At 75.4% G+C, this 25,965-nt stretch carries 27 protein-coding genes, 1 tRNA gene and 1 riboswitch; of the genes, 24 read left to right on the top strand and 4 right to left on the bottom strand.

Annotated elements, in window-relative coordinates:
• The first annotated feature begins 70 nt into the window (after positions 1 to 70).
• Together ACIOHG_RS31995 and ACIOHG_RS31990 are read left to right on the top strand one after the other, a co-directional pair.
• Entirely contained in the window at positions 71 to 1,300 is a 1,230-nt protein-coding gene (locus tag ACIOHG_RS31995) for a PrsW family intramembrane metalloprotease (protein WP_400955836.1), read from the top strand.
• Between the two features lie 61 nt (positions 1,301 to 1,361).
• Positions 1,362 to 1,435 (top strand) — tRNA-Met (locus ACIOHG_RS31990).
• Positions 1,436 to 1,796: 361 nt separating this feature from the next.
• Here ACIOHG_RS31990 and ACIOHG_RS31985 read toward each other — a convergent pair.
• Both ACIOHG_RS31985 and ACIOHG_RS31980 read right to left on the bottom strand, forming a co-directional pair.
• A complete protein-coding gene (locus tag ACIOHG_RS31985) occupies positions 1,797 to 2,519 on the bottom strand; it encodes a class I SAM-dependent methyltransferase (RefSeq protein ID WP_400955808.1) in 723 nt (240 codons plus the stop codon).
• A gap of 116 nt (positions 2,520 to 2,635) precedes the next feature.
• A complete protein-coding gene (locus tag ACIOHG_RS31980; RefSeq protein ID WP_400955807.1) occupies positions 2,636 to 3,334 on the bottom strand; it encodes a sensor domain-containing protein in 699 nt (232 codons plus the stop codon).
• Between the two features lie 217 nt (positions 3,335 to 3,551).
• On the opposite strand from ACIOHG_RS31980, the gene ACIOHG_RS31975 reads away from it, so the two are divergent.
• Together ACIOHG_RS31975 and ACIOHG_RS31970 are read left to right on the top strand one after the other, a co-directional pair.
• Positions 3,552 to 4,364 carry a hypothetical protein gene (locus tag ACIOHG_RS31975; RefSeq protein ID WP_400955806.1) on the top strand — a complete coding sequence of 271 codons (813 nt, stop codon included), beginning with the start codon at positions 3,552 to 3,554 and terminating at the stop codon, positions 4,362 to 4,364.
• Positions 4,365 to 4,599: 235 nt separating this feature from the next.
• Entirely contained in the window at positions 4,600 to 5,121 is a 522-nt protein-coding gene (locus ACIOHG_RS31970) for a DUF3995 domain-containing protein (protein WP_400955805.1), read from the top strand.
• A gap of 471 nt (positions 5,122 to 5,592) precedes the next feature.
• On the opposite strand, the gene ACIOHG_RS31965 is transcribed toward ACIOHG_RS31970, so the two are convergent.
• Complete coding sequence (locus ACIOHG_RS31965; protein ID WP_400955803.1) at positions 5,593 to 6,354, bottom strand: M23 family metallopeptidase; 762 nt, start codon at positions 6,352 to 6,354, stop codon at positions 5,593 to 5,595.
• Positions 6,355 to 6,364: 10 nt separating this feature from the next.
• Positions 6,365 to 6,526: riboswitch (cyclic di-AMP (ydaO/yuaA leader) on the bottom strand.
• 227 nt (positions 6,527 to 6,753) lie between these two features.
• On the opposite strand from ACIOHG_RS31965, the gene ACIOHG_RS31960 reads away from it, so the two are divergent.
• The 16 genes from ACIOHG_RS31960 to ACIOHG_RS31885 all read left to right on the top strand — a co-directional run bounded on the left by ACIOHG_RS31960 (position 6,754) and on the right by ACIOHG_RS31885 (position 19,974).
• A complete protein-coding gene (locus ACIOHG_RS31960; protein ID WP_400955802.1) occupies positions 6,754 to 7,044 on the top strand; it encodes a YiaA/YiaB family inner membrane protein in 291 nt (96 codons plus the stop codon).
• 187 nt (positions 7,045 to 7,231) lie between these two features.
• A complete protein-coding gene (locus ACIOHG_RS31955; protein ID WP_400955801.1) occupies positions 7,232 to 8,086 on the top strand; it encodes an alpha/beta fold hydrolase in 855 nt (284 codons plus the stop codon).
• A complete protein-coding gene (locus ACIOHG_RS31950) occupies positions 8,086 to 8,664 on the top strand; it encodes a TetR-like C-terminal domain-containing protein (protein ID WP_400955800.1) in 579 nt (192 codons plus the stop codon). The genes ACIOHG_RS31955 and ACIOHG_RS31950 overlap by 1 nt, the downstream gene beginning before the upstream one ends.
• Positions 8,665 to 8,695: 31 nt before the next feature.
• The gene (locus tag ACIOHG_RS31945; protein WP_400955799.1) at positions 8,696 to 8,893 is read left to right on the top strand and encodes a hypothetical protein; all 198 of its coding nucleotides are present in this window, start codon (positions 8,696 to 8,698) and stop codon (positions 8,891 to 8,893) included.
• Between the two features lie 122 nt (positions 8,894 to 9,015).
• A complete protein-coding gene (locus ACIOHG_RS31940) occupies positions 9,016 to 9,243 on the top strand; it encodes a hypothetical protein (protein WP_400955798.1) in 228 nt (75 codons plus the stop codon).
• 169 nt (positions 9,244 to 9,412) lie between these two features.
• Positions 9,413 to 11,542: a SpoIIE family protein phosphatase gene (locus ACIOHG_RS31935; RefSeq protein ID WP_400955797.1), complete on the top strand. Its 2,130-nt coding sequence runs from the start codon at positions 9,413 to 9,415 to the stop codon at positions 11,540 to 11,542.
• A 57-nt stretch (positions 11,543 to 11,599) separates the two neighbouring features.
• A complete protein-coding gene (locus ACIOHG_RS31930) occupies positions 11,600 to 12,898 on the top strand; it encodes a sensor histidine kinase (protein WP_400955796.1) in 1,299 nt (432 codons plus the stop codon).
• Positions 12,882 to 13,292, top strand: a complete 411-nt coding sequence (locus ACIOHG_RS31925; protein WP_400955794.1) for a roadblock/LC7 domain-containing protein — start codon at positions 12,882 to 12,884, stop codon at positions 13,290 to 13,292. Before ACIOHG_RS31930 ends, ACIOHG_RS31925 begins: the two co-directional genes overlap by 17 nt.
• The gene (locus ACIOHG_RS31920) at positions 13,289 to 13,633 is read left to right on the top strand and encodes a DUF742 domain-containing protein (protein WP_400955792.1); all 345 of its coding nucleotides are present in this window, start codon (positions 13,289 to 13,291) and stop codon (positions 13,631 to 13,633) included. Before ACIOHG_RS31925 ends, ACIOHG_RS31920 begins: the two co-directional genes overlap by 4 nt.
• On the top strand, positions 13,611 to 14,207 hold the full coding sequence (locus ACIOHG_RS31915) for a GTP-binding protein (protein ID WP_400955790.1): 597 nt from the start codon (positions 13,611 to 13,613) through the stop codon (positions 14,205 to 14,207). The genes ACIOHG_RS31920 and ACIOHG_RS31915 overlap by 23 nt, the downstream gene beginning before the upstream one ends.
• Entirely contained in the window at positions 14,204 to 15,604 is a 1,401-nt protein-coding gene (locus ACIOHG_RS31910) for a cytochrome P450 (RefSeq protein ID WP_400955789.1), read from the top strand. The genes ACIOHG_RS31915 and ACIOHG_RS31910 overlap by 4 nt, the downstream gene beginning before the upstream one ends.
• Positions 15,589 to 16,686: a cytochrome P450 gene (locus ACIOHG_RS31905; protein WP_400955787.1), complete on the top strand. Its 1,098-nt coding sequence runs from the start codon at positions 15,589 to 15,591 to the stop codon at positions 16,684 to 16,686. The genes ACIOHG_RS31910 and ACIOHG_RS31905 overlap by 16 nt, the downstream gene beginning before the upstream one ends.
• Positions 16,687 to 16,775: 89 nt before the next feature.
• Positions 16,776 to 17,024 (top strand): hypothetical protein, encoded by a 249-nt coding sequence (locus ACIOHG_RS31900; protein WP_400955786.1) that lies wholly within the window; start codon positions 16,776 to 16,778, stop codon positions 17,022 to 17,024.
• 88 nt (positions 17,025 to 17,112) lie between these two features.
• A complete protein-coding gene (locus ACIOHG_RS31895) occupies positions 17,113 to 18,846 on the top strand; it encodes a pyruvate dehydrogenase (protein ID WP_400955785.1) in 1,734 nt (577 codons plus the stop codon).
• Between the two features lie 303 nt (positions 18,847 to 19,149).
• Positions 19,150 to 19,755 (top strand): helix-turn-helix domain-containing protein, encoded by a 606-nt coding sequence (locus ACIOHG_RS31890; protein ID WP_400955783.1) that lies wholly within the window; start codon positions 19,150 to 19,152, stop codon positions 19,753 to 19,755.
• A gap of 33 nt (positions 19,756 to 19,788) precedes the next feature.
• Entirely contained in the window at positions 19,789 to 19,974 is a 186-nt protein-coding gene (locus ACIOHG_RS31885) for a DUF6126 family protein (RefSeq protein ID WP_400955781.1), read from the top strand.
• Between the two features lie 7 nt (positions 19,975 to 19,981).
• Here the strand turns inward: ACIOHG_RS31885 and ACIOHG_RS31880 are convergent, their stop codons facing one another.
• The gene (locus ACIOHG_RS31880; protein WP_400955780.1) at positions 19,982 to 21,406 is read right to left on the bottom strand and encodes a PLP-dependent aminotransferase family protein; all 1,425 of its coding nucleotides are present in this window, start codon (positions 21,404 to 21,406) and stop codon (positions 19,982 to 19,984) included.
• Between the two features lie 166 nt (positions 21,407 to 21,572).
• Here ACIOHG_RS31880 and ACIOHG_RS31875 point away from each other — a divergent pair, with 166 nt between their 5' ends.
• The 4 genes from ACIOHG_RS31875 to ACIOHG_RS31860 all read left to right on the top strand — a co-directional run bounded on the left by ACIOHG_RS31875 (position 21,573) and on the right by ACIOHG_RS31860 (position 25,938).
• Positions 21,573 to 22,190 (top strand): SDR family oxidoreductase, encoded by a 618-nt coding sequence (locus ACIOHG_RS31875; RefSeq protein ID WP_400955779.1) that lies wholly within the window; start codon positions 21,573 to 21,575, stop codon positions 22,188 to 22,190.
• 52 nt (positions 22,191 to 22,242) lie between these two features.
• Positions 22,243 to 22,710, top strand: coding sequence for an SRPBCC domain-containing protein (locus tag ACIOHG_RS31870; protein ID WP_400955778.1), 468 nt, complete (start codon positions 22,243 to 22,245; stop codon positions 22,708 to 22,710).
• A gap of 76 nt (positions 22,711 to 22,786) precedes the next feature.
• Positions 22,787 to 23,533, top strand: a complete 747-nt coding sequence (locus tag ACIOHG_RS31865) for an HAD family hydrolase (protein ID WP_400955777.1) — start codon at positions 22,787 to 22,789, stop codon at positions 23,531 to 23,533.
• Entirely contained in the window at positions 23,530 to 25,938 is a 2,409-nt protein-coding gene (locus ACIOHG_RS31860) for a glycoside hydrolase family 65 protein (RefSeq protein ID WP_400955775.1), read from the top strand. Before ACIOHG_RS31865 ends, ACIOHG_RS31860 begins: the two co-directional genes overlap by 4 nt.
• Positions 25,939 to 25,965 lie beyond the last annotated feature (27 nt).

Below are 25,965 nucleotides of genomic sequence, written 5' to 3'. Positions count from 1 at the left end.
GCGGTCGCGGTCCCCGGCCTCCCCGGCGTCCCCGGCGTCCCCGGCGCCTTCGGTGCCCCCGGTGTCCTCGATGGCGGAGGGGCCGATCCCCCGGCAGCCGAGCGATCCCCCGCCGGAGCGGACGACCTCTTCGCCGGAGCGGGTGGCGCCCCCGCTGCTCCGCCGACTGTGGCCGCTGCTGCCCGCGCTCTCGCTGCTGCGCCGGCTGCGACTGCCGGCGCTCTCCTCGGCCCTGGCGGCGCTGGCGCTGGCCGGTTCGGGCGTGCTGATCCTGCACCTGGTGCAGCGGCAGACCGGGACCACGGGACTGCTGGTCGGACTGGGCCTGGCGCTGCTGCCGCTGCCGTTCGTGCTGGGCTCGCTGGCCTGGCTGAACCAGACCGCGCGGGTGCCGATCCGGCACACGCTGTTCTGCCTGGCCTGGGGGGCGTGCGCCGCGACCACGGTGGCGATCCTGGCCAACGGGTGGGCCAGCGACTTCCTGCTCGCCCACCAGGGCCTGCGCGGGGAGACCCTGGGCGCGGAGTTCGCCACTCCGCTGATCGAGGAGGTGGCGAAGGGCTCGGCGCTGCTGGTGCTGCTGCTGCCGCTGCGGCGCGGGCACCGCTGCGAGCCGGACCGCCCGTGCGGGTGGCTGCGCCGCCTGCTCTGGCACCGGCGCGGCCCCGAGCGGCCCGCCCCGCACTTCCGGCCCGCCCCGGCCGGGCGGCAGCGAGCCCGGTCGAGCCCGCGCACGCTGGCGGCGGGCACGGTGCTGGGCGGGGTGACGGCCTGCGGGTTCGCCTTCACCGAGAACGCGCTGTACCTGGGCCGGGCGTTCACCGCGGACCGGCAGGCCCGGATCGACGCGATCGGCCTGGGCCAGACCCCGAGCCTGCGGGACTTCGACGGGACGGTGCACACCTTCGTCCTGCGGGCCCTGCTGTCGCCGTTCGCGCACCCGCTGTTCACCGCACTGACCGGCCTCGGCCTGGCCGTCACGCTGACCACCGCCCGCCGCCTGCCGGCCCGACTCGGCGCCCCGGTCGGGCTGCTGCTGGCGATGGCCCTGCACGGGGTGTGGAACGCGGCGGCGGGGCTGGGCACGGACGGCTTCCTGCTGGTGTACGGCCTGGTGATGGTGCCGTGCTTCGCGGCCCTGGTGTGCTTCGCGGTCTGGGCGCAGACCCGCCGGACCCGGCAGCCGGCCGCGGGGCTGCCCGTCGGGGAGCCTCCCGGGCCGAGCACCGAGCCGCCTGCGGACCCCGGCGTGGACCGGCCTGCGGCCCCGGACGTGGACCCGGGCTCCGACCTGCGGTGACGCGTGTGGCGGTATTGGATTTCCCTTCTGCGCGGGACTCCCGTAGAGTCGTGTTTACCGACGCGGGGTGGAGCAGCTCGGTAGCTCGCTGGGCTCATAACCCAGAGGTCGCAGGTTCAAATCCTGTCCCCGCTACTCAGTAGCACGAAGGCCCGGAGGCACCGCCTCCGGGCCTTCGGCGTTCTCCCGTCCGGCCCCGCCGAATAAATCCGTTGCCCGGGGCGGTGGGCGGTGCTTATCGTGGCAGCACACTGAAAGGAGGTGATCCTGAGTTGAGTTCTTTCAGGATGCGTGAGGTGGCTGCTCGCTAGAGCCGCCCCTGCCTGTGCAGTGACGGGGCCTTCGGCCCCCGGCTCAGGCTAATTCCCAGCAGTCACCCGGCCCGTGGGCTCACCGGTACATCCCCGGTGCCTCGACCGCCGTCCCCGTCCGTCGGGGCCCGGCCCGAGGAGCAGCCCACGGGCCGTCTGCGTTTTCCGGACCCCGGGCGTCGGCGTCAGCGGGCGGGGCCCAGCACCAGGACGTGCTGGGCGGGGGCGGTGCTGAGCACCCGGCTGGCGATGCCGTAGTGGCGGAGCGCGGCGCGCAGTTCGGGCAGGTGCGGGCAGCGGCGGCCGAGGTGGTCGTAGAGCGGGAAGACCCGGGCCTCGCCGCCGGGGGTGGTGACCCGGGCGAGTTCGCGCAGGGCGCGGAGCTGGTCGGCGGGGGTGAACACGGCCGGGTAGGCGAACAGCAGGTAGGCGCTGAGGGTGAGGGCGAAGCTGCCGTCCGCGAAGGGGAGCCGGGGCAGCGCGGCGGCGACGTAGCGCTCGGGGCCGGTGGCGGCGTCGGCGGCGAACAGGCGGCGGGCCCGGTCCCAGCTGCGCAGGTACTTCTCGGGGCGGCGGTGGCCGGCCGGGAGGCGGCGGGGCGGGCGGCGGCGGAGGTCCTCGGCCATGGTGGCGCGGCCGGTGGCGGCGAGCGCGGCCAGCCGGTGCGGGCCGAGGGCGTAGCCGGGGTCGGCGGCGACCACCTCGCAGCCGAGGGCGCGGGCCTCGGCGGCGAGGGCGGCGGCGCCGCCCGGGCAGTCCAGGACGGGGCCGGGCAGCCGCCCCAGGGCGGCGCGGGTGAGGCCGAAGGCGGCGCAGTACTCGTCGAGCGGCCGGGAGGTGACCAGGACGGGTGCGCCGCCCGGCCGCTGACGGTGCGTCGGTCCGGTACTGGCGGCCGGGCTGGTCATGGGTGTCCTCCGGGCGTTCGGCGGGCCCGGGGTGCGGCCCGGGCCCGGGGTCATCCGACCACGGGCCCGGGGGTGTCGCACGTCCGGCGACCGTTCAGCGACAGTCCGGCGACCGTTCAGCGACCGGCCAGCAGGGCCCGGGCGGCGAAGCGGTTGGCGCCGGTGAGGGCGCGGATCAGCTGCGGGGTGACGAACAGGAAGACCAGGCCGAGCAGCGTGACGGCGGCGATCTGCCAGGTCTCGGTGATCTCGTAGACGTGCTGGACGCCGTGCGCGTCCGTCCAGTCGGCGATCCGGTAGCCGTTCCAGGGGGTGTAGCGGGCGAAGACCCACTGGTAGCAGGGGAAGAGCGCGAGCCCCCAGCCGGTGCAGACGAAGACGGTGGAGAGCGTAAAGCTGAGGACCGCCCAGGGGAACATCACGAACTGGTGGAAGGCGGCCTTCCAGCCGACCGGGTCGGCCAGCCGGGCGGTGATCGCGCCCCAGACGCCCTCCCGGGTGACCTTCAGCTCGGGCGGGTCCGGGAGTTCGAGGTCGAGCAGGGTGCGGACGCGGAGCCGCTCGGCCGCGCCGAGGCCGCGGGAGACCGCGAGCAGCAGGGCGAGCACGGGCAGGCCGAGCATGGTGACGACGAGGCCGAGGCCGGTGCTGAACAGCGTCACGACCAGGGTGAAGCCGAGGATCGCCAGCGGCAGGCCGCTGACCGTGTAGCCGTACTCGCGGTAGGTGTGTCCGGAGAACGGGGCGCGCCAGAACCCGGGTCGGCCGAGGTGGCGGGGGCCGCCGGGGGCGGCGGGGAACGCAGCGGTGGACATCCGCAGGCCCTTCGAGTGGTCGGGCGGCGCCGCCGGTCGGCGGTGCCGGGCACGCTTCCAAGGTGCCGCAGCGGGCCGGGTCGGCGGAATGAGGCCCACTACCGACTTCGGGGTGGGGTTAACCCCCGCCCGGACCGGGGGCCCGGCCACCCCGCGGGCGGGCGGGGCCCGGGTCCGGGAGCCCGGCGGGCGGGCGGGGACCGGTTAACGTACCTGGGTGGACGACGAAGACCTGCACCTGATCCCGCGCACCCGTGCCGCCGAACTGCTGTCCTGGGCGGCGGGGGCGGACCTCGACCCGGTGCCCGAGCCGGCGGTGCGGACCGTCCTGACCCTGCTGGAGCTGGGCGGGGCCCGGCTGCACGAGGGCTTCCCCGAGCTGTCCTCGCCGGTGCTGGAGCACCTGCTGTACGAGCAGCTGCACCTGTACGTCCAGCCGGACGGTGACCCGGCCCAGTACGCGGCCGCGGTACGGCTGCTGATCGAGCATCAGCGGGCGGCGCGGCGGCTGAACGCGAAGCGCCGGGAGAAGCTGCTCGCGGAGGCGGAGTGGCAGGGCGAGGTGCTGGTGTCGCTGCTGCGCCGGGCCGACCTGGTGACCTGGCCCCGGCTGTACGCGCTGCTGCTGCGCGCGGACGGGGTGCCGACGGACGACCTCGCGGCGGTCCGCGACTGGCTGGCGGCGTTCCGGGAACTGCCGGAGGAGGAGCGGCACGCGGCCTTCGACCGGGCCCCCGACCTGGACGGGGACGGCAACTGGGACCAGCCCGGCCGGCCGCTGCTGGTCGGGGTCTCCACCGACGGGGCGCGGCGGCTGCTGGAGCAGGGCCTGATGACGCGCTCGTACCGGAACCTGGCCGAGCTGAACGCCCGCGGCCTGCCGATGCCGACCGAACTGGCCGGTGAGTTCGAGCAGTTCGAGGAGGCGGTGGCGCAGGCGGCGATCGACCTGTGCGGGGAGTGGACGGTGCCCGGGCTGGCCCGGCTGCTGCTGGAGGAGTTCCCGGACCTGGCGCCGGAGGAGTACTGACCCCGGGGGCGGCGGTTCCGGCAGGAGGCTGCTCGGGTGGGCGGCGGTTCCGGTGGGAGGCCGCTCGGGCGGGTGGCGGTTCCGGTCGGATGTACCCCCGGCGGGGTAGGGCCGGGTCGGGGTGGGGTCGGGGGCGGGTCGGCCGGTCGGACGACCTACGGATCGACCTGACGGACCATCAACCGTGGCCTTACGGACGATCCGTGGGGGCCGGGGGCGGGGGCACTCTTGAGCCATGGACACGACGACCGCTCCGGGCGCGCACCCGGCCGCCCCGCTCTCCCCGCTCCCCCTGACCGCTCCGGTCCGCCGGGTCGCCGCCCTGGCCGCCGCAGCCTGGTCGGCGCTGTTCTCCCTGGTGCACCTGTACTGGCTGCTGGGCGGCCGGATCGGCCTGCCCGACGAACTGTCGGTGCTGGACAACACCCCGCTGCTGGTGATCGACATCGCGGCGGTGCCGATGTGCGCGGTGGCCGCCGCGCTGGCGCTGGCGCTGCTCCGGCCGCCGACGGGCCGAATACCGGCCCGGTGGCTGCTCATCGCGGCCCGGGCCACCGCCGCCCTGCTGGTGTTCCACGCCCTGCCGTCGATACCGGACTGGGCCGCCCTGGCGATCGGCCACCGCTCGGTGGACAGCCTGGACGCGATGGCCCGCTTCGCCACCTTCCTCTACGAGCCGTTCTTCCTGACCGGCGGCCTGCTGTTCGGCCTGGCCGCGTTCGGCCGCCGCAGGGGCGGCCGGAACCGCCGGGCCTGAATCACCGGGCCGGGGCGGACGGCCGGGAGCTGGCACGGGCCAGGACTGACGGGCCGGGGCGGACGGCCGGGAGCTAACGGGCGGAAGCTGGCGCGGGCCAGGACTGACGGGTCGGGGTAGATGGGTCGGAACTAACGGCCGGGAACTGACGCGCGGGAGCCGACCGGCCGAGGCCGGCGCGGGCCGGGGAAGCTGACAAGCCGAAGCCAACAGGGCGGGGCAGACGGGTCGAAACTGGTAGGTCGGGGTCGACGGGCTGAAACTGGCCAACCGGGGCCGACAGGCCGGGCCAGCACGCCGGAGCCAACAGGCCGGGCCAGCACGCCGGAGCCAACAGGCCAACGCCGACGCGGGCCGGGGCCGGAGCTTCCTCGGGGCCGTCGCTCCCCCGTCGCCGTTCCCGCCGTCCGCCGGGCGCGGCGACGGCCGGGGGCCGCCCTGGGCGTCTCCCGGCCGTCGGTGGGGCGGGGGTTACGGCTGGAGGCCGAGCTTCTGCAGCCAGGGCAGCGGGTCGATCGGCGCGCCGCCGCCGGGGCGGACCTCGAGGTGGAGGTGCGGGCCGGTGACGTTGCCGGTGGCGCCGACGGAGCCGAGGACGGTGCCGGGGGTGACCCTCCCGGTGGCGACGCTGATCCGGTAGAGGTGGCAGTACCAGATCTCGGTGCCGTCGGGCAGGGTCTGGATGATCCGGTAGCCGTAGGAGCCGGACCAGCCGGCCGAGGTGATGGTGCCGGCGCCGATGGCGACCACGGGGGTGCCGGTGCGGGCGGCGAAGTCGAGGCCGGTGTGCAGGCGCGACCAGTGCACGCCGGCCTGGCCGAACTCGGCGCTCAGGGTGTAGTCGGCGACCGGCAGGGTGTGCGAGGCGAGCTTGGCCTCGGCCTGCTGCGCGGCGCGCTTCGCCTCGGCGTCCTTGGCGGCGGCGATCCGGGCGGACTCGTCGGCGGCGGTGCGCTGGCCGTCGGCCTGCTGCTGGATGCGGGCGGCGAGGGCGAGCCCGGGGTCGGCGGCGAGCAGTCCGTCCGAGGCCTCGTCGGGGCTGACGATGGCGGGAGCGGCGGCCGGGGCCTGGGCGAAGGCGGTGGCTCCGAACGCGGCGGTCACCGCGGTGACGCCGAGCAGGGGTGCGCTGGAGCGGGAGGACTGGCGGGGCAGCCGGTGCCGGGCGCCCTCGTTGCCGGTCGGGTGGTCGAGCACCTGGGTGCCGGTGCTCTGGGGGTACGTCGACGCCACGGAGGCGTGCTCCTTCCTTCCCTGCCGCCGACCGGGTTAGCTGACGGGTTCGGAGGTGGAAGGTCTCCTACGGTCGGGCCCTGGGGCCGTTCCGATTCACCCCGGTGGAAAGTGGTTCCCCGGCTCCCGGGCCGCCCGGAGGCAGACCCGTGGGATTAGGCGTGGCGCACGGTGCCGCTTGGATACGGCGTTGCCGACCGCGCTGCGTTATCAAACGTTAATCCTATGGACCCCATGATTCCAAGCTCCTCCCGGGAGGCGATGAAAGTTTCCTGACGCCCTATGGGTGATTTGTGATGGTTCGCCAGGTGACCCACGGCGGCCCATGACGGATCGTGACGGGCCCGTTGAGTATCCGTACTCACGACCGGCCGCCACCTCCGGCGGGACCCTGGGGCCATGACCGCACCCGTGCCGCAGCGCACCACCGCCGCCTACTACCTGCAGTCCGTCGCCTCCTTCTCGCTGGCCACCGTCGCCCTCGCCCTCGGGATCGCCTACCTGCCGGTCAGCGCCTGGATGCGGGCCTTCCTGGCCGTCGGAATGATCTACCTGATCACCTCCGCGTTCACGCTGGCCAAGGTGATCCGGGACCGCCAGGACGAGGGCGCGATCACCAGCCGGGTCGACCAGGCCCGCCTGGAGAAGCTGCTCGCCGAGCACGACCCGTTCAAGGTCGACGGGGTCTGACGGGGTCCGACGGGGCGTCGGCGGGCACCGGCGCCCATGGGCAGCCCCGAGGGCCGCCTCGGCGGGACAGCCGGAGAGCGAGGCCGAGGGGTTGACGGCTAAGGCTATTAGCCTTAGCTTTATAGCTATCGGAAGCAGCCGGACCGCCAGGGCCCGGAGCGCCGGACGCCCGCCCAGGAGGCCCGCGATGAACAGCACCCTCGGCACCACCACCCGGTACCTCGACGTCACCGGCGGCCGGATCGCCTACGACGACGCCCCCGGCGCCGGCGTCCCGGTGGTGCTGCTGCCCGGCATGCTCGACAAGCGCTCCGCGTACCGGCACCTCGCCCCGCTGCTGACCGCCGCGGGCCACCGGGTGGTCACCATGGACCTGCGCGGCCTCGGCGAGTCCTCGACCGGGTTCGACGACTACTCCCCCGCCGCGATCGCCGAGGACCTGGTCGCCCTGCTCGCCCACCTCGACCTGCGCGGCGCGGTGCTGGTCGGCAACTCCTACACCGGCGCCACCGTGGTCCGGGCCGCCGAGCTGGCCCCCGAGCGGACCGGCGGTGTGGTGCTGATCGACGCCTTCATCGAGAACCTGCCGCTGAACGGCTTCCAGAAGGCCCTGTTCGGCCTGGTCGGCCCGCTGGTGGCGACCTTCCCCGGCCTGTGGGGCGCGCTGCAGAAGTTCTACTACCCGACCGAGCGCCCGGCCGACTTCGACGCCTACCGGGCCGAGCTGTCCGCGATGCTCCGCGAGCCCGCCCGGAAGGCCGCCCTGCGCGGTTACCTGGGCGGCGACTCGGCGCCGGTCGGCTGGTGCGCGGCGGTGGACGTCCCGGCGCTGGTGCTGATGGGCGACAAGGACCCCGACTTCCCGAAGCCCGAGCTGATCGCGGACCGGCAGGCCACCGCGCTGCGCGGCCGCAAGGTGATGATCGGGAACGCCGGCCACTACCCGATGGCCAGCCACCCGCAGGCGGTCGCCGACGCCCTGCTGCCCTTCCTGGCGGACCTGGCCGACGCACCGAACGAGCCGAACCAGGACGCCCGCTGATGCCCCGCGCCGGACTCTCCACCGCCGCCGTGGTGGACCACGCCCTCGAACTGGTCGACGCCCAGGGGCAGTCCGCCCTCACCCTGGCCGCGGTCGCCGCCCGGGCCGGGGTGGCCACCCCCTCGCTGTACAAGCACGTCAGCGGCGGCCTGCCCGAACTGCGCCGGCTGATCGCCGTCCGCACCACCGAGGAGCTGACCGAGCACCTGGCGGCGGCCGTCCTCGGCCTGGCCCGGGACGAGGCGGTCCGGGCGCTGCTGGCCGCCTACGCCGACTACGCCCTGACGTACCCGCGGCGCTACGCGGCACTGCCGCAGGCGCCCGAGCCGGACGCCGAACTGCAGGCCGCCGCCGAGCGGTTGGTGCGGGTGCTGTTCGCGGTGCTGCGCGGGTACGGGCTGGAGGGTTCGGAGGCGGTGCACGCGGTGCGGACCCTGCGGGCGGTGGCCCACGGGTACGCCTCGTTGACCACGGCGGGGGCGTTCCAGCTCGCCGAGGGCACCGACACCACGCTGGAGCGGCTGACCGGGGTGCTGGTCGAGGGCTTCGCCGGATGGCCGGGCGCGAAGGCCCCGTGACCTCCGGCCGGGGTGCCGCGTTCTACCCGGTATGAAGAAGCGCAGCATGCTCGCCTTTGCCTCCCTGGCCGTCGGCGTGGTCGCCTCGCTGACCGCGCCCAGCGCCGCCCACGCCGCCCCCGAGCAGATCGGCGGCGGCGGCGGCCCGCTCAAGGACGCCGCGTCCGCCCCCGACCTGCCGATCGGCGAGGACTTCGCGGAGACGGTGGCGCAGACCCCGCAGGCCTGACGGCCCGTCAGGAGTTCGTTCCCGGCTCCGCGTAACGCCGCGCACCGGTCGGGCGGTCATATCGCTCGGAGGCCCCGTACGGGTCCGACCGACGAGGACCGACGAGCACGGAGGACAGGGCAATGACGCAGCCGATCCAGTACATCGCGCCCGGGACCGTACTGGCGCCGACCCGGCGGCGGGCGCCCGGGCGGCCCGCTCCGGCGGTGCGCCCGCACCGGGGCCGGGCCGGGGGGCCGGGGTTGGCGGCCGCGGTGGCCCGGGGGGTCGTGGTGGCCTGGTCGTTCCGGTCCCGGCGGCCGGTGGCGGCCGGGTGCCAGCCGGGCTACGGCGAGGTCGACGGCCAGTAGGGCGGGGGCCCTCACCGGTGGCGCCGCGTCGGCTTGCCGCAGTGGTGGTGCCGCGCCGGGCCGGGGCGAAACGGTCGAATCACCACGTGTCGGGAAACCGCCCGTCCGCCCGGTGCGTCCATAAGATGGTCGGCACCGGGACGTCGAGCGGAAGGGCCGGGCGCTGTCCATGGACCAGAGCTCGCCCCGTGCCGTCGGCCGGGCCGAACTGCGTTGTGTGCGCGCCCTGTTGCGGGCGTCCGATCCGGCGGGGGTGCTGGCGGCGCTGCTGGCCGAGGGCCCGGCCTGGATCACCGGCGCGGGCTCCGCGCTGCACCTGCTGGACGCCGCGGGGATGCTGCGACCGGCCGCCGGGCCCGAACCGCCCGACCGGGCGCGGGCCGGGACCGGGGCGATCGATCCGGCCGGGGTGATCGATCCGGCCGGGGAGCTGCCCGCGGCACTGGCGCTGCGGCGGCGGAAGCCGGTGCTGACGGACGGCCCGGGTGCCGGCGGGGCCGCGTCCGTCGTGCTGCCGCTGGTGGCGGACGGCTTCCCGCTGGGGTCGCTGACGCTCGCCCCGGCGCCCGGGGGCACCGTCCCGCGCGGGGACGTCGAGCTGCTGGAGTCGCTGGCCGAGGTGGCCGCGCACCGGCTGGCACGGCTCAGCGATCGAGCCGGCGCAGCGCCGGCGGGCGGTGGACCGTCCGACGAGGAGCGCCGGTTGCTGTCGGCGGCGGTGCGCGCCGCCGGGGCGGGGACGTTCGTGCGGGACCTGGTCGGCGGCGAGACCCGGTGGGACGCGCAGGCGCACCGGGTGGTCGGCCGGGTGCCGGGGCCGGACGGCCGGGCGCCGGAGCCGGTGTCGGTGGTGCACCCGGAGGACCTGGCGGAGCTGCGGGCGGGGCTGGCGGAGGCGCTGGCGGCCGGCGGCCCGTACCGGCTGTCGTACCGGGCGGTGCGGCCGGACGGGTCGGTGGTCCTGGTGGACGAGGCCGGCGAGGTGGTGCTGGACGGGGACCGGCGGCCGGTGCGGGCGACGGGGCTGCTGACCGGGCGGGAGTGGCGGCCGGGTCCGCCGCCGGGGCCGACCGGGGAGGGCGCGCGCTCCACCCTGCTGCTGGCGCTGACCCGAGCGCTGACCCGGGCGGTGACGGTGCGCGAGGTGACGGCGGCGCTGACCGACGTGGTCCGGCCGGCCCTGGGCGCGTCCGGGGTGGTGCTGGACCTGGTGGACGAGGAACGGCTGCTGCCGATGGCCCCGGTGTCCCGGGGCGGCCGGTCCGGGGCGGACAAGTCCGACGGGGCGGCGGAGCACGCGGCCCGGGCGACGCCGCTGTTCAGCGAGCCGGGCCGGGGCGGCCCCGGCCCGGACGCGCCGCCGGCCTGGACGGTGCTGCCGCTGGTGGCCTCGGGCCGCCAGGTCGGCTCCTGCCTGTTCACCTTCGCCGACGGGCGCGGCTTCGACGCCGGGGACCGGACGACGTTCTCGGCGTTCGCGGGCATCCTGGCGCAGTCGCTGGAGCGGGCCCGGCTGTACGACGTGCACCACGAGCGGGCCGGTGAGCTGCAGCGGGCGATGCTGCCGCGCTCGCTGCCGGTGCTGCCGTCGATCGTCTCGGCGGCGCGCTACCTGCCGTCGACCGAGGGGATGCAGGTCGGCGGCGACTGGTACGACCTGCTGCGGCTGTCGGGTGGCCGGGTCGGGCTGGTGATCGGGGACGTGCAGGGCCACCACGCGGAGGCGACCGCGGTGATGGGGCAGCTGCGCTCGGGGCTGTGGGCGTACGCAACGGACGGCGACGGCGATCCGGCGGCGACCCTGGAGCGGACCGGCCGGCTGCTGTCCCGGATGGAGACCGAGCTGTTCGCCACCTGCCTGTACGTGGTGCTGGACCCGGCGACGGGGGTGCTGCGGGCGGCCCGGGCGGGGCATCCGCAGCCGGTGCGGATCGGCCCGGGCGGGGCGGTCGAGCTGGAGCTGCCGGGCGGCCCGCCGCTGGGGGTGCTGCCGGAGGCCCGCTACCCGTCGGCGACGGCCCGGTTGGAGCGCGGCGAGACGCTGCTGGCGTACACGGACGGTCTGGTGGAGACCAGGGGCGAGGACTACGACGCGTCGGTGCGGCGGCTGTTGGACGGGCTGCGGCGGTGGACGGCGGAGGCGGGCGGGGCGGAGCGGCTGGGGCGGCCGGGGGCGCTGGAGCGGCTGGCCGGTCGGCTGGCGCCGGACCTGGCGGAGCGCGAAGTCCGGCCGGACGACGTGGCGTTGCTGCTGTTGCACCGGTCGGCGCGATCCACGCCCGACCTTGACGTGATCTGAGCAGCAAACGGTCGTTCCGTTCATCCGCCAGTAGTATCTCCGCCCTAGAATTCGCGCGTGACGACCACTCAATGGTGCTTGGCAGCAGTCGCTTTGCTCGCCCTCCTCGCCCTCGGGGCCGCCGCCCGGTACCGGGCCGTCACTCGCACCCTGCGCGGCCGGCTGGCCGCCGCCGAGGGCGAACTGGCCGGGGTCCGGGCCGAGCTGGCGGCCGAACTGGCCGACCGGCAGGCCGGGGTGGAGGTGGTCCGGCGCGAGCAGGAGATCAACGCCGCGACCCGGCGGGCCTTCCTGACCGTGGCCCGCCGCATCCTGGTGATGGCGCACGACCAGCAGGCCGGGCTGGACGAGATGGAGCGCACCCACGACGACCCGGTGCTGCTGGAGGGCCTGCTGCGGGCCGACCACGCCGCCGCCCAGCAGGCCCGGCTGGCGCAGACCCTGGCGGTGCTGTGCGGCTCCCGGGCCGGCCGGCACTGGCCGGAGCCGGTCGCGCTGGAGGACGTGGTGCGCGGCGCGCAGTCCCGGATCATGCCGTTCCAGCGGGTGGTGGTGAGCAGCCGGCTGGAGACCGCGGTGCTCGGCGCGGCCGCCGAGGCGCTGATCCACGCGGTGGCCGAGCTGCTGGACAACGCGACCCGCTACTCGCCGCCCAGCTCGCAGGTGTACGTGTCGCTGCTGCCGGTGCACAACGGCGCGGTGATCGAGATCGACGACTGCGGCGTCGGCATGACCGCGAGCACGGTGGCCAAGGCGGCGGCGGCGCTGGCCGGCGACGGCGCGCTGGAGGTCTCCCGGATCGGCGAGGTCCCGCAGCTGGGCCTGGCCGCGGTCGGTCTGCTGGCCCGGCAGTACGGCTTCCGGGTCACCGTGCACTCCGCGCCGTCCCCGTACGGCGGGGTGCGGGTGGTGGTGCTGCTGCCGTCGGCGCTGCTGGCCGAGCCGCTGACGGTGGGCGCCGCGTTCCCGGCGGCGTTCCCGGCGGCCCCCGCCGCCGGACCGTCCGCCCGGCCGACCACCCGGCCGACCGACCGTCAGACCGACCGGCCGGCCCCCCGTCCGACCGACCGGCCGGCCGCCCCCCGGGCCTTCCCCCCGGCCGGGCCGGCGGCCGCCGTGCCCTCGCAGGGCGGCGGCCTGCCCCGGCGGGTGAACCGCCGGGGCGACGCCCCGCGGAGCTCCTTCCCGGCCCAGGAGCAGGCGGCGCCGGCGCGTTCGGCGCGCCAGGCGCAGGCGTTCATGTCGCTGTTCCAGTCCGGCACCGCCGAAGGCCGCTCGGCGGCCCGGCCGGACGCTTTCCCCGCTTCCCCCCAACTGCCCCAGCGCTCGGGAGACTCCCATGACCACCAACCCTGATCTCGGCTGGATGCTGGCGGAGATCGTCTCCGTCCCGGAGGTCCAGCACGCCGTCGTGGTGTCCAACGACGGTCTGGAGATGGGCCGCAGCCCCGGGATCGGCCGGGACGATGCCGAGCGGCTGGCCGCCGCCTGCTCCGGGCTGCAGTCGCTGTCCCGGGGGGTGGCGAGCGGGTTCGGCGACGGCACGACCCGGCAGATCGTGATCGAGTACGGCGGCGGCTACCTGTTCGTGGTGGCGGCCGGCGCGGGCACCCACCTGGCGGTGGTGGCGGGCGAGACGGTGGACGCGGGCCTGGTGGCGTACCAGATGCAGACCCTGGTCGGGCGGATCGGCAGCCACCTGGGCGTCGCGCCCCGGCAGGAGGCCGCCGGGGCGGGGGACCTGCGGTGAGCCGCGGGCCGGTCCGGCCGTACGTCATCACCGGGGGGCGCAGCCGGGCGGGGCGGGGGGCGCTGGAGTTCGAGAGCCTGGTGCGGACGGTGCCGGGGGCCGGGGTGGACCCGGTGACGGTCAACCGCGAGCAGCGGACGATCCTGGTGCTGTGCCGGGAGCTGCTGTCGGTGGCCGAGGTGGCGGCCCACCTGGGCCTGCCGATCAGCGTGTCGAAGGTGCTGGTCGGCGATCTGTGGGAGCTCGGGGCCGTTCAGGTGCTGCCGCCGGTGCGGCCGGCCGAGCGCGCCCCGGCCGGACTGCTGGAGGAGGTGCTCGTTGGCCTCCGCCAGCTCCGTTGAACCCGCGTACCTGCCGGACACCGTCCAGGGGGCGGTGAAGATCCTGGTGACCGGCCCGTTCGGGGTCGGGAAGACGACGCTGGTCGGCTCGTTGAGCGAGATCGCGCCGCTGCGCACCGAGGAGACGATGACCGAGGCGGGCGCGGGGGTGGACGACCTGACGGGCCGTCCACTGAAGAGCACGACCACGGTGGCGCTGGACTTCGGGCGGATCACGCTGTCCGAGCAGCTGGCGCTGTACCTGTTCGGCACGCCGGGCCAGCAGCGGTTCTGGCCGCTGTGGGAGGACCTGTCGCGCGGGGCGCTGGGGGCGATCGCGCTGGTGGACACCCGCCGGATCGAGGAGTGCTTCGACGTGCTGGGGCTGCTGGAGGAGCGGCGGATCCCGTTCGCGGTGGCGGTCAACGTCTTCCCGGACACTCCGGCGCACCCGGAGGAGGAGCTGCGGGTGGCGCTCGACCTGCTGCCCACGGTGCCGATCCTGTCCTGCGACGTGCGCGACCCGGACGCCGCGCACCGGCTGCTGGTCGACTTCGTGGACCACCTGTACACCGGCGCCCTGGAGCTGTCATGACCGTCCCCGAGCAGGCCGCGGCCCCGGGTTGCCCGTACACCCGCCCGGCGGGCGCCGCGCTGTACGGCCCGGCGGTGGCCGAGGACCCGCACGGCCTGTACGCCCGGCTGCGGGCCGAGCACGGGCCGGTGGCGCCGATCGAGCTGGAGCCGGGCGCGGAGGCCTGGCTGGTGCTGGGCTACCAGGAGCTGCTCGAACTGACCCGCAACGAGCAGCAGTTCTCCAAGGACTCGCGGCGCTGGCGGGTGCTGCGGGAGGGCCGGCTGCGGCCGGACTCGCACCTGGTGCCGATGGTGATGTGGCGGCCGACCCTGCAGAGCATGGACGGCGCCGAGCACCAGCGGCTGAGCACGGCGGTGGCCGACACGCTGGCCCGGATCGACCACCGGGAGCTGCGGGAGACCACCGAGGCCGCCGCGCTGGCGCTGATCGGGAGCTGGGGGCCGGACGGCACCGCGGACCTGGTCGCCCAGTTCACCCGGCAGCTGCCGCTGCTGGTCTTCACCCGGCTGCTCGGCCTGCCGCCGGAGGACGGCCCGCACCTGGTGCAGCTGATCACCGCGCTGGTGGACTCCGGGTCGGACTCGCACCGGGCCGCCGCCGAGTTCTTCGCCCTGCTCGCCGAGCTGGTCCGGCGGCGGCGTTCCGAGCCGGGCCAGGACCTGGTGTCCTGGCTGCTCGGCCACCCCGTCGGGCTGACCGACGAGGAGGTGGTGCACCACCTGATGGTGATCCTGGTGGCGGGCAACGAGCCGTGCATCAACTGGATCGGCAACACGGTGCGGCTGCTGCTGACCGACCGCCGGTTCCGCACCACCCTGACCGGCGGCCGGGCCACCGTGGCGGACGCGCTGGACGAGGTGCTGTGGCGGGACCCGCCGGTGCAGAACTTCCCCGGCCGGTGGGCGGTCTCGGACACCGTGCTGGGCGGCCAGTACATCAGCGCCGGCGACATGCTGGTGCAGGGCCTGGCCGCGGCCAACGACGATCCGGCGGTGCACGGGCCCGGGGGCATCGCCGGCAACCGGGCCCACCTGGCCTGGGGCTCGGGTCCGCACGTCTGCCCGGCCCAGGACCCGGCCCGGCTGATCGTCGAGACCGCGATCGAGACCCTGCTGCACTGCCTCCCCGACCTCCAACTGGCCGTCCCGGCGAACGAGTTGACCTGGCGCCAGTCACCCTGGTCGCGTGCCCTGGTCAGCCTCCCGGTGCTGTACAGCGCCTTCGTACCGACCCGCACCGAACCCGAGAGGACCCCATGGACCGCACCGCAGCGCCCGTCCCCCACAGACTCGACCCCCTCGGCGGGGACCAGCACGCCGAGAACCGACGGCTCCGCGCGCTCGGCCCGGCGACGCCGGTCGAGCTCCCTGGCGGCGTGGTGGTCTGGGCGATAACCCACCACGACACGCTGCAGCAGCTGCTCACCGACCCGCGGGTGGCCAAGGGCGCCGAGCACTGGCGGCTGTTCCGGGAGGACCGGCTGCCCGAGGGCTGGCCGCTGATGACCTTCATCACCATCCCCGGGATGACCACCGCCGACGGCGGCGACCACCGGCGGCTGCGCGGCCTGGTCTCGCAGGCCCTCACCCCGCGCCGGGTGGCCGCGCTGGCCCCGGCGATCGAGCGGCGGGTCGGCGAGCTGCTGGACGCGATGGCCGGGTGGGACGGCGAACGGGACGGCGAGCTGGACCTGCGCCGGGAGTTCGCGCTCCCGCTGCCGATGTACGTGATCGGCGAACTGCTCGGCCTGGGCGACCTGGAGAAGGACCGGCTGCACGAGCTGTCGAACACCCTGGTCAGCTCCTCCGCCACGCCCGGCGCGGGCGCCGTCGCCGCCCGCGACCTGGCCGGCCTGCTGGCCGGGCTGGCCGCCGCGAAGCGGGCCGAGCCCGGCGAGGACCTGACCACCGCGCTGATCGCCGCCCGCGAGGAGCAGGACCGGCTGAGCGAGCCGGAGCTGATCGGCATCCTGATGCAGCTGGTGGTGGCGGGCCACGAGACCACCCTCAACCTGATCTGCAACGCCGTCCGGGCCCTGCTCACCCACCCCGAGCAGCTGGCGCTGGTGCTGGACGGCACGGTCGGCTGGTCCGCGGTGGTCGAGGAGACGCTGCGCTGGGACAGCCCCGTCGGCCAGTTCCCGATGCGCTACGCCACCGAGGACATCGCGGTCGGCGACGTGGTGATCCCGGCCGGCGACGCCCTGCTGGCCTCGTACGCGGCGGCCGGGCGGGACGCGAACCACTACCCCGAGGCGGACCGCTTCGACCTGACCCGGGACGCCCGGCACCTCTCGCTGGGCCACGGGCCGCACTTCTGCATCGGCTCCTCGCTGGCCCGGCTGGAGGCCGAGACGGCGCTGCGCGAGCTGTTCACCCGCTTCCCCGGCCTGCGGTTCGCCGAGGGCGCGGAGCCGAAGCCGATCGCCTCCTTCGTCAGCAACGGCATCAGCACCCTGCCGGTGCGCACCTCCTGACGGGCCCTCGGGCGGCGTCGCCCCGCTCTGGTGGACGTGACCGGGCGGGGCGACGTGACCGGGCGGGGGCGACGCTCGTTGCACCTGCCATGAAGAAGTTCACCGCGCTCGCCGCCCTCTCGGTGGCCGGGCTGGCCCTCGCCGCCGCGCCCGCCTCCGCCACCCCGCTCGCCCAGGCCGGCGGCCTCGGCCAGGCCCAGGGCCTGGACACCGGCTACCAGGGCCCGCTGCCCACCACCACCGAGCTCTGCCACCGCGACCTCGCCCAGTACCCGGTGGCCGGTCCGCTGGTCGACTCCACCACCGGCGCCTGCGAGACGCTCGGCTCCGCGCTGTAGCGAGGCGGTCGGCCCGTTGCCCCTTTGCGCCCGATATGGTGCGTCATGTCCGGTCCGGTGGTGGTGCGTCGTGGCATGAGGTGGTCCTGTGGGCAGCGTGGCCGACCAGCTGGTGGCGGTCCTCCGGGAGGCCGGGGTCGAGCGGGTCTACGGGGTGGTGGGCGACAGCCTGAACCCGGTGGTGGACGCCATCCGCCGCACCGAGGGCATCTCCTGGGTGCACGTCCGGAACGAGGAGGCCGGGGCCTTCGCGGCCGCCGCCGAGGCCGAGCTGACCGGCCGGCTCGCCGTCTGCGCGGGCAGCTGCGGCCCCGGCAACACCCACCTGATCCAGGGCCTGTACGACGCGCAGCGCAGCGGCGTCCCGGTACTGGCGCTGGCCTCGCACATCCCGTCCGCGCAGATCGGCACCGGCTTCTTCCAGGAGACGCACCCGGAGCGGGTGTTCACCGACTGCAGCGGCTGGTGCGAGACGCTCACCAACCCGGCCCAGCTGCCCCGGCTGCTGCGGATCGGCATCCAGCACGCGCTGGGCGCGCCGGGCGTCGCGGTGCTGGTCTTCCCCGGCGACGTCGCCGCGCTCCCGGCCGCCGGGCCGACCGGCCGCAGCGCCCTGCTCACCGAGCGGGCGGTGGCCGCCCCGCCGTGGTCCCAGGTGCAGGCCCTCGCCGAGGCGCTGAACCGGGCCCGCACCGTGACGGTCTTCGCCGGGGCCGGCGTCCGGGGCGCGCACGAGGAGCTGATGCGGCTGGCCGGCACCCTGAACGCCCCGATCGGGCACTCGCTGCGCGGCAAGGAGTGGGTGCAGTACGACAACCCCTTCGACGTCGGGATGAGCGGCCTGCTCGGCTACGGCGCCTGCCACGAGGCCCTGCACGAAGCCGAGTTGGTGCTGCTGCTGGGCACCGACTTCCCGTACGACTCCTTCCTCCCGCAGGCCCGCACCGTGCAGGTCGACCACGACGCGACCCGGCTCGGCCGCCGCACCCCGCTGGAGCTCGCCGTGCACGGCGACGTCGCGGCCACCCTGCGGGCGGTGCTCCCGCTGCTGGAGCAGAAGACCGACCGGAGCTTCCTGGACGGCCTGCTCGCCCGGCACTGCAAGGCGCTGGAGACGGTGGTCGGGGCCTACACCAAGGACATCGGCCGGCACCGGCCGATCCACCCCGAGTACGTGGCCGCGACGCTCGACGAGGTCGCCGCGGACGACGCCGTCTTCACCGTCGACACCGGCATGTGCAACGTCTGGGCCGCCCGCTACCTCACCCCCAACGGGCGGCGCCGGGTGATCGGCTCCTTCCTGCACGGCTCGATGGCGAACGCGCTGCCGCACGCGATCGGTGCCCAACTCGCCTTCCCCGGGCGGCAGGTGGTGTCGCTCTCCGGGGACGGCGGGATCGGGATGCTGCTCGGTGAACTCCTCACCGTGGCGAAGTACCGGCTGCCGGTGAAGACGGTGGTGTTCAACAACGGGGCGCTCGGGATGATCAAGCTGGAGATGCTGGTCTCCGGCTACCCCGAGTCCGAGATCGACAACGGCGACGTCGACTACGCCGCGATCGCCCGCGCCTGCGGCATCCCCGCGAAGCGCATCACCGACCCCGACCAGCTCCGCACCGCCCTCACCGAAGCCCTGGAGCGCCCCGGCCCCGCCCTTCTCGACGTGGTCACCGACCCCAACGCCCTCTCCATCCCCCCGCACATCACCGCCGCCCAGCTCAAGGGCTTCGCCCTCGCCGCCGGAAAGACCGTCCTCAGCGGCGGCGTCGGCAAGATGCTCGACCTGGCCCGCTCCAACCTCCGCAACCTCCCCCGCCCCTGAGAGCCTCGCCGGCCGGCACCGACGGCACGAGCAGAGCCGGAGGCAAGGCAGAGAAGCAAGCAGAAGAGAAGCACGCCGAAGGCCGCACAGCGGCGCAGCCGCACAGAACACGCCGAAGGCCGCACAGCAGCGCAGCCGCACAGAACACGCCGAAGGCCGCACAGCAGCGCAGCCGCACAGAGCACACCGAAGGCCGCACGGCCGGGTGTGGCCCTGGGCGTGGGTGGTGGCGGGGGCCGTGGGGGGTTTGCCAGGGAGGCAAGTTTGTTGCCGCTGGGGCAGGGAGGGTGTGGACTGGGCCTCATGACGGAAAGCCCACTCGGTGCGGAGCAGGAGGTCGCGGGCCTCGGTGCGCGGCTGCGGGAGCGGCGGGGTTCCAGCAGGTTGACGCTGGAGGCCGCGGCGGCCCGGGTCGGTCTCTCGCCAGCGTACCTGTCGCGGTTGGAGACCGGGCGGCGGCAGCCCTCGTTGCCGGTGCTGCTGGGGCTGGCCCGGGCGTACGGGACCAGTGTGGCGGAGCTGCTCGGGGAGCAGGCCGGTGCGCCGGACCCAGTGGTCCGGGGCGGGGCGATCGAGCCGGGGCGGGCCGGCGGCTGGGGGTACCGGCGGGCCGGTGCCCAGGGCCGGGCCATGCAGGCGCTGCGGGTGCACGTGCCGCCGAGCGTGCAGGACGCGGTGGTGCGGGTGCACCCGGGCGAGGAGTGGCTGTTCGTCACCAAGGGCCGGATGCGGCTGACCCTGGGCGAGCGGGTCCACCTGCTCGACGAGGGCGACTCGGCGCACTTCGACTCGTTGACGCCGCACTGCATCGCGGCCGACTCGGCGTCCGGCCTGGACCTGATCTTCGTCCACACCCTGGTGCAGAGCCCGGGCGGCGACCTGTGCCTGGGCGACGCCCCGCGCCTGTAGCCCACACCCCCACCAGTGTCAGGAGACCGTGCCATGGCCGACTTCGCCGATCCCCGGGCCCACGCCCGCGCCGCCGTCCCGAAGTACAAGGAGACCGTCGACGCGGGCTACCGCGCCTCGAACCGGGTGTGGATCAGGGTCTGGATCTACATCGTCTCGGGCCACGTGTTCGTGGGGTTCCTGTTCCTGCTGTTCTTCGTGGGAAGCAGGCACCACTGACGCGCCGTCAGGGTGCGAGCAGCGCGCAGAGCGCGTCGAGCGCGGCCTCGAAGGCGTGGTCGGGCGGGGCGCCGTAGCCGATCACCAGGCCGGGCGGCCGGGCCGGGGACGGTGTCGCGCCGGGGGCCAGGCTCCGGCCGAGGGTGTCCAGGGCGAGGCCCGATCGCCGGGCCCGGTCGAGGAGTTCGGCCTCGCCGGGGCCGTCGGCGGGCAGTTCCAGGACGGCGTGCAGGCCGGCGTTGAGGCCGGTGACCCGGACGGCGGGGGCGCGTTCGGCGAGGACGGCGACCAGGCGGTCGCGGCGGCGGCGCAGCAGGTGCCGGCTGCGGCGGACGTGCCGGTCGTAACCGCCGGAGTCGATCAGTTCGGCGAGGGTGAGCTGTTCCAGGGCGCCGCTCTGGCCGTCGGCGCGGCGCTTGTGTCGGGCGACGGGTTCGACCAGGTCGGCGGGCAGCGCGAGCCAGCCGAGCCGCAGGCCGGGGGCGAGCGACGTGGCGGCGGTGCCGGCGTAGACGACCCGTTCGGGGTCGAGGGCCTGCATGGCGCCGATCGCGTGCCGGTCGTAGCGGAACTCGCCGTCGTAGTCGTCCTCCAGCAGGTAGCCGCCGGTGCGCCGGGCCCAGTCGACGGCGGCGGCCCGGCGGGCGGCCCGCAGCGGGACGCCGGTGGGGAACTGGTGGGCGGGCGTGAGGACGGCCAACCCTGCGCCGGTGCGGTCGAGTTGGTGCGTGTCGGCGCCGTCCTCGTCCAGCGGCAGCGGGCGGACGGCGAGGCCGTGCGAGGCGATCACGGCGTGGTGCGGGGGCAGCCCGTACTCCTCGACGGCGACGGCGGTGGCGCCCTGTTCGCGCAGGGCGGTGCAGAGCAGGCCGAGGCCCTGGGTGTAGCCGGTGCAGATCAGCAGGCGTTCGGGGTCGGTGCGCACGCCGCGGACCCGGGCCAGGTGGCCGGCCAGGGCGTGGCGCAGTTCGATCCGGCCGCGCGGGTCGCCGTAGCCGAGTGCCTCGTTCGGGGCGGCGGCCAGCGCCCGGCGGGCGGCGGCCAGCCAGGCGGTGCGCGGGAAGCGGCCGAGGTCGGGCGTGCCGGGCCGGAGGTCGTGCCGGACGGCGGGGCCGGGTGCCGGGCCCGGCGGCGGGGCGGCGGGCGCGGGTTGCGGTCCGCGGGCGGCGACCACGGTGCCGGAGCCCTGCCGGGAGGTCAGCCAGCCCTCGGCGGTGAGCCGGGTGTACGCCTCGGCGACGGTGTTGCGGGCCAGTCCGAGGTCGACGGCCAGGGCCCGGGAGGAGGGCAGCCGGGTACCGGCCGCGAGCCGGCCGTCCCGGACGGCGGTGCGCAGCGCGTCCTCCAGGGCGGCCCGCCGGCCCAGGCCGCGGCCGCGCCCCGCGTCGAGGTCGAGGTGCAGGTCGCCGCCGAAAGTGGCCCAGGAACTCATGCCTCAAATGAACCATACTTCTGGTCCAAAGCGACCCTGCGGCGGGCCGGACGACCGACCGTGCGCCTGCTGCCGCTCCTACCCCGAATCCGTCGGCGCAGCCGGAGCGGCCGGGGCGGGCGCGCCTCGGGCCGCCGTCCGGGTCGCGCGGGTAGCGTCCGGGGGCATGGACGTGGTGATCGCAGGTGGACACGGCAAGATCGCGCTGCTGCTCTCGGGGCTGCTCTCCGCGCGCGGCGACTCGGTGACGGGGCTGATCCGCGACCCGGCGCAGTCCGGGGACCTGCGGGCGGTGGGCGCCCGGCCGGTGGTCTGCGACCTGGAGCGGGTCTCGGTCGAGGAGCTGGCGGAGCACCTGGCGGGCGCGGACGCGGTGGTGTTCGCGGCGGGCGCGGGCCCGAACAGCGGGGCGGCCCGCAAGGAGACGGTGGACCGGGCCGGTGCGGTGCTGCTGGCGGACGCCGCCGAGCGGGCCGGGGTGCGGCGCTACCTGCTGGTGTCCTCGATGGGCCTGGAGCGGATCGGCGACCCGGAGCTCACGCCCGAGTTCGACGCCTACCTGAAGGCCAAGTGGGCGGCCGAGGAGGCGGTGAAGGACCGGCCGCTGGACTGGACGGTGCTGCGGCCCGCCGCGCTGACCGACGCCCCGACCGAGCGGCACCCGCACCTGGCGCCGCCGCCGAACCGCTTCGGCCAGGTCTCCCGCGCGGAGGTCGCGCACACCCTGGTGCGGCTGCTGGACGACCCGACCACGATCCACCAGACCCTGGAGCTCACCACCTGACGAGGTTGCCCGGCCCCCGGCGCGGCGGGATCGTGGGGGTGAGGTGAGTGCGATGGCCGAGATCGCCCTGCAGTTCGACGTCGCGGCGTCCCCGGGCCGCCTGCTGGCGGCCCTGGACACCCGGGAGGGCCTGACCGCCTGGTGGTCGACGGGGGTCGAGCGGGACGGCACCGACCTGCTGGTCACGGTGCCGGACGCGGCGCAGCCGCTGCGGCTGCGCCGGGAGCGGGCCGACCTGGAGCGGGTGGCCTGGCGCAGCGTCGGCCCCGAGCCGGCCGGCTGGGCCGGGACGACGGTGACTTGGGACTTCTTCGACCACCCGGACGGGCCGCGGCGCACCTCGCTGCTGCTGCGCCACCTGGGCTGGTCGGCGGGGGCCGCGACGGCCGTCCCGGCGGTGGCGGGCCGCTGGGCGGAGCTGGCCGTCCGCCTGAAGGACTGGGCGCAGAGCGGGCGGGTGCAGCCGCTGTTCGTCCTGGACGGCCACCCGCATCCGGGGGTGCACGCGGAGGCGGACTGACGGCCCGTCGGCGGTGCGACGCGCCGGTTCCGGGGATGACCGGCATGGAGCGGCGCGCGCGGGTGAGACTGACAGCATGTGGGGACTCCCGGACGGCATCCATGCCTACCTGTTCGACCTCGACGGGGTGCTGACGCAGACCGCCAAGGTGCACGCCGCCGCGTGGAAGGACATGTTCGACACCTTCCTGCGCGCCGAGGCGGAGCGCACCGGCGGGGAGTTCGTGCCCTTCGACCCGGTCTGCGAGTACGACCGCTACGTGGACGGCCGGCCCCGGCTGGACGGCACCCGGTCGTTCCTCGCCGCGCGCGGCATCGTGCTGCCGGAGGGGACGCCGGACGACCCGCCGGGCGCCCGGACGGTGAACGGGCTCTCCAGCGCCAAGAACGAGACGGTGCTGCGGATGATCCACGAGCAGGGCGTGCAGCCGTACCCGGGCTCGGTGGCGTACCTGCGGCGGCTGCGCGAACTGGGCCTGCCGCGCGCGGTGGTGTCCTCCAGCGCGAACTGCCGGGACGTGCTGCGGGCGGCCGGCATCGACGACCTGTTCGAGGTGGTGGTGGACGGGCTGACCGCCGCCCGCGACCACCTGGCGGGCAAGCCCGCGCCCGACACCTTCCTGGCGGCGGCCCGGCAGCTGGGCGTCGCCCCGGAGCACGCCGCGGTGTTCGAGGACGCGCTGGCGGGCGTCGCGGCGGGCCGGGCCGGCGGCTTCGGCGCCGTGGTGGGCGTGAACCGCACCGGACAGGCGGACGCGCTGCGCGAGCACGGCGCGAGCCTCGTGGTGGACGACCTGTCCGAGCTGCTGGAGGAAGGTTCATGAGTCCCTCGGAGGCGTTCACCGTCGACCCGTGGGGCATCTCCGAGCTCGGCCTGGACCTGCCCGGGCAGGCCCGGGCGGAGTCGGTGTTCGCCCTGTCCAACGGCCACATCGGGCTGCGCGGCAACCTGGACGAGGGCGAGCCGCACGGCCTGCCCGGGACGTACCTGAACGGCGTGTTCGAGCTGCGGCCGCTGCCGTACGCGGAGAGCGGCTACGGCTTCCCGGAGTCCGGGCAGAGCGTCATCAACGTCACCAACGGCAAGCTGGTCCGGCTGCTGGTCGACGACGAGCCCTTCGACCTGCGCTACGGCGAGCTGCGCGACCACCGCCGCAGCCTGGACTTCCGGGACGGCGTGCTGCGCCGGGAGGCCGAGTGGACGTCCCCGGCGGGGCGGACGGTGCGGGTGACCTCGGCCCGGCTGGTGTCGCTGACCCAGCGGGCGGTCTGCGCGATCGACTACACGGTGGAGGCCGTGGACGGGCCGGTGCGGATCGTGCTGCAGTCCGAGCTGGTCGCCAACGAGCAGCTGCCGGGCGGCGCGGGCGACGGCGACCCGCGGGCCGCGGCCGTGCTGGAGGCCCCGCTGGCCTCGGAGCTGCACCACGCCGACGGGGTCAAGGGCGTGCTGGTGCACCGGACCAGGTTCTCCGGACTGCGGCTGGCCGCCGCGATCGACCACGTGGTCGACGGGCCGGAGCGGATCGACACCACCGCCGAGTCCTCCGACGACCAGGCCCGGATCACCGCGACCACGGTGCTGAACGCCGGTCAGAAGCTGCGCCTGGTCAAGTACCTGGCGTACGGCTGGTCGGCGACCCGGTCGCTGCCCGCCGTCCGGGACCAGGTGGAGGCGGCGCTGACCGCGGCCCGGTACACCGGGTGGGACGGGCTGGTCGCCGAGCAGAAGGAGTTCCTGGGCCGGTTCTGGAGCGAGTCCGACATCGAGATCGACGGCGACGTCGAGCTCCAGCAGGCGGTCCGCTTCGCGCTGTTCCACGTGCTGCAGGCGGGCGCCCGGAGCGAGGAGCGGGCGATCCCGGCCAAGGGCCTGACCGGGCCCGGCTACGACGGCCACTCGTTCTGGGACACCGAGACCTTCGTGCTGCCGGTGCTCACCTACTGCCTGCCGGACGCCGTCAAGCAGGCGCTGCGCTGGCGGCACACCACGCTGCCGATGGCCCGCGAGCGGGCGGCCCAACTCGGCCTGGCGGGCGCGGTGTTCCCGTGGCGGACGATCCGCGGCGAGGAGTGCTCCGGGTACTGGCCGGCCGGGACGGCGGCGTTCCACATCGGCGCGGACATCGCGGCCGCCGTGGTCCGCTACGTCCGGGCCACCGGCGACACCGAGTTCGAGCGCACCCAGGGGCTGGAGCTGCTGGTGGAGACCGCCCGGATGTGGCGCTCGCTGGGCCACCACGACGCCAAGGGCAACTTCCGGATCGAGGGCGTCACCGGCCCCGACGAGTACTCGGCGGTCGCCGACAACAACGTCTTCACCAACCTGATGGCGCAGTCCAACCTGTGGAACGCGGCGGACACCGCGCTGAAGCACCTGCACGAGGCCGGGCAGCTCGGCGTCGACACCGAGGAGGCCGCGGCCTGGCGGGACGCCGCCGACAAGATGTTCGTCCCGTACGACCCGCAGCTGGGCGTCCACCCGCAGGCCGACGGGTTCACCGACCACCAGCTGTGGGACTTCGAGGCCACCCCGCCGGAGAAGTACCCGCTGCTGCTGCACTACCCGTACTTCGACCTGTACCGGAAGCAGGTGGTCAAGCAGGCCGACCTGGTGCTGGCCATGCAGGTCCGCGGGGACGCCTTCACGGCCGAGCAGAAGGCCCGGAACTTCGACTACTACGAGCGCCTGACGGTCCGTGACTCCTCGCTGTCCGCCTGCACCCAGGCGGTGGTGGCGGCCGAGGTGGGCCAGCTCGACCTGGCCTACGACTACACCGCCGAGGCCGCCCTGATGGACCTGCACGACCTCGGCGGCAACACCCGGGACGGCCTGCACATGGCCTCGCTGGCCGGGGCCTGCATCGCCCTGGTGGCCGGGTTCGGCGGCCTGCGCGACCACACCGAGCAGCTGTCCTTCCGGCCCCGGCTGCCCGCCGGGCTGCGCCGCCTGTGCTTCTCCATGACGGTCCGCGGGCACCTGCTGCGGGTCGAGATCACCCACACCGCCACCACCTACACGCTGCGGCGCGGCAACGTGCTGCCGATCCTGCACGACGACGAGCCGCTGCGGATCGAGGCCGGCAAGCCGGTCTCCCGCCCCACCGCGAAGGCCGCGTCGAGCGCCGAGCGCCCGACCCAGCCGCCCGGCCGCGCGCCCGCCCGGCGGCACGGCCAGGTCGGCGGCGCCACCCGGGTCGGCACCGTCGACCATCTGCCGGCGGAGTGACCGCGGCCCGGGTGGCGTTCACCCGGT

This window comes from Kitasatospora sp. NPDC088134, assembly GCF_044741705.1.
Classification (GTDB): domain Bacteria; phylum Actinomycetota; class Actinomycetes; order Streptomycetales; family Streptomycetaceae; genus Kitasatospora.
This window is presented reverse-complemented; position numbering and strand designations above follow the sequence as displayed.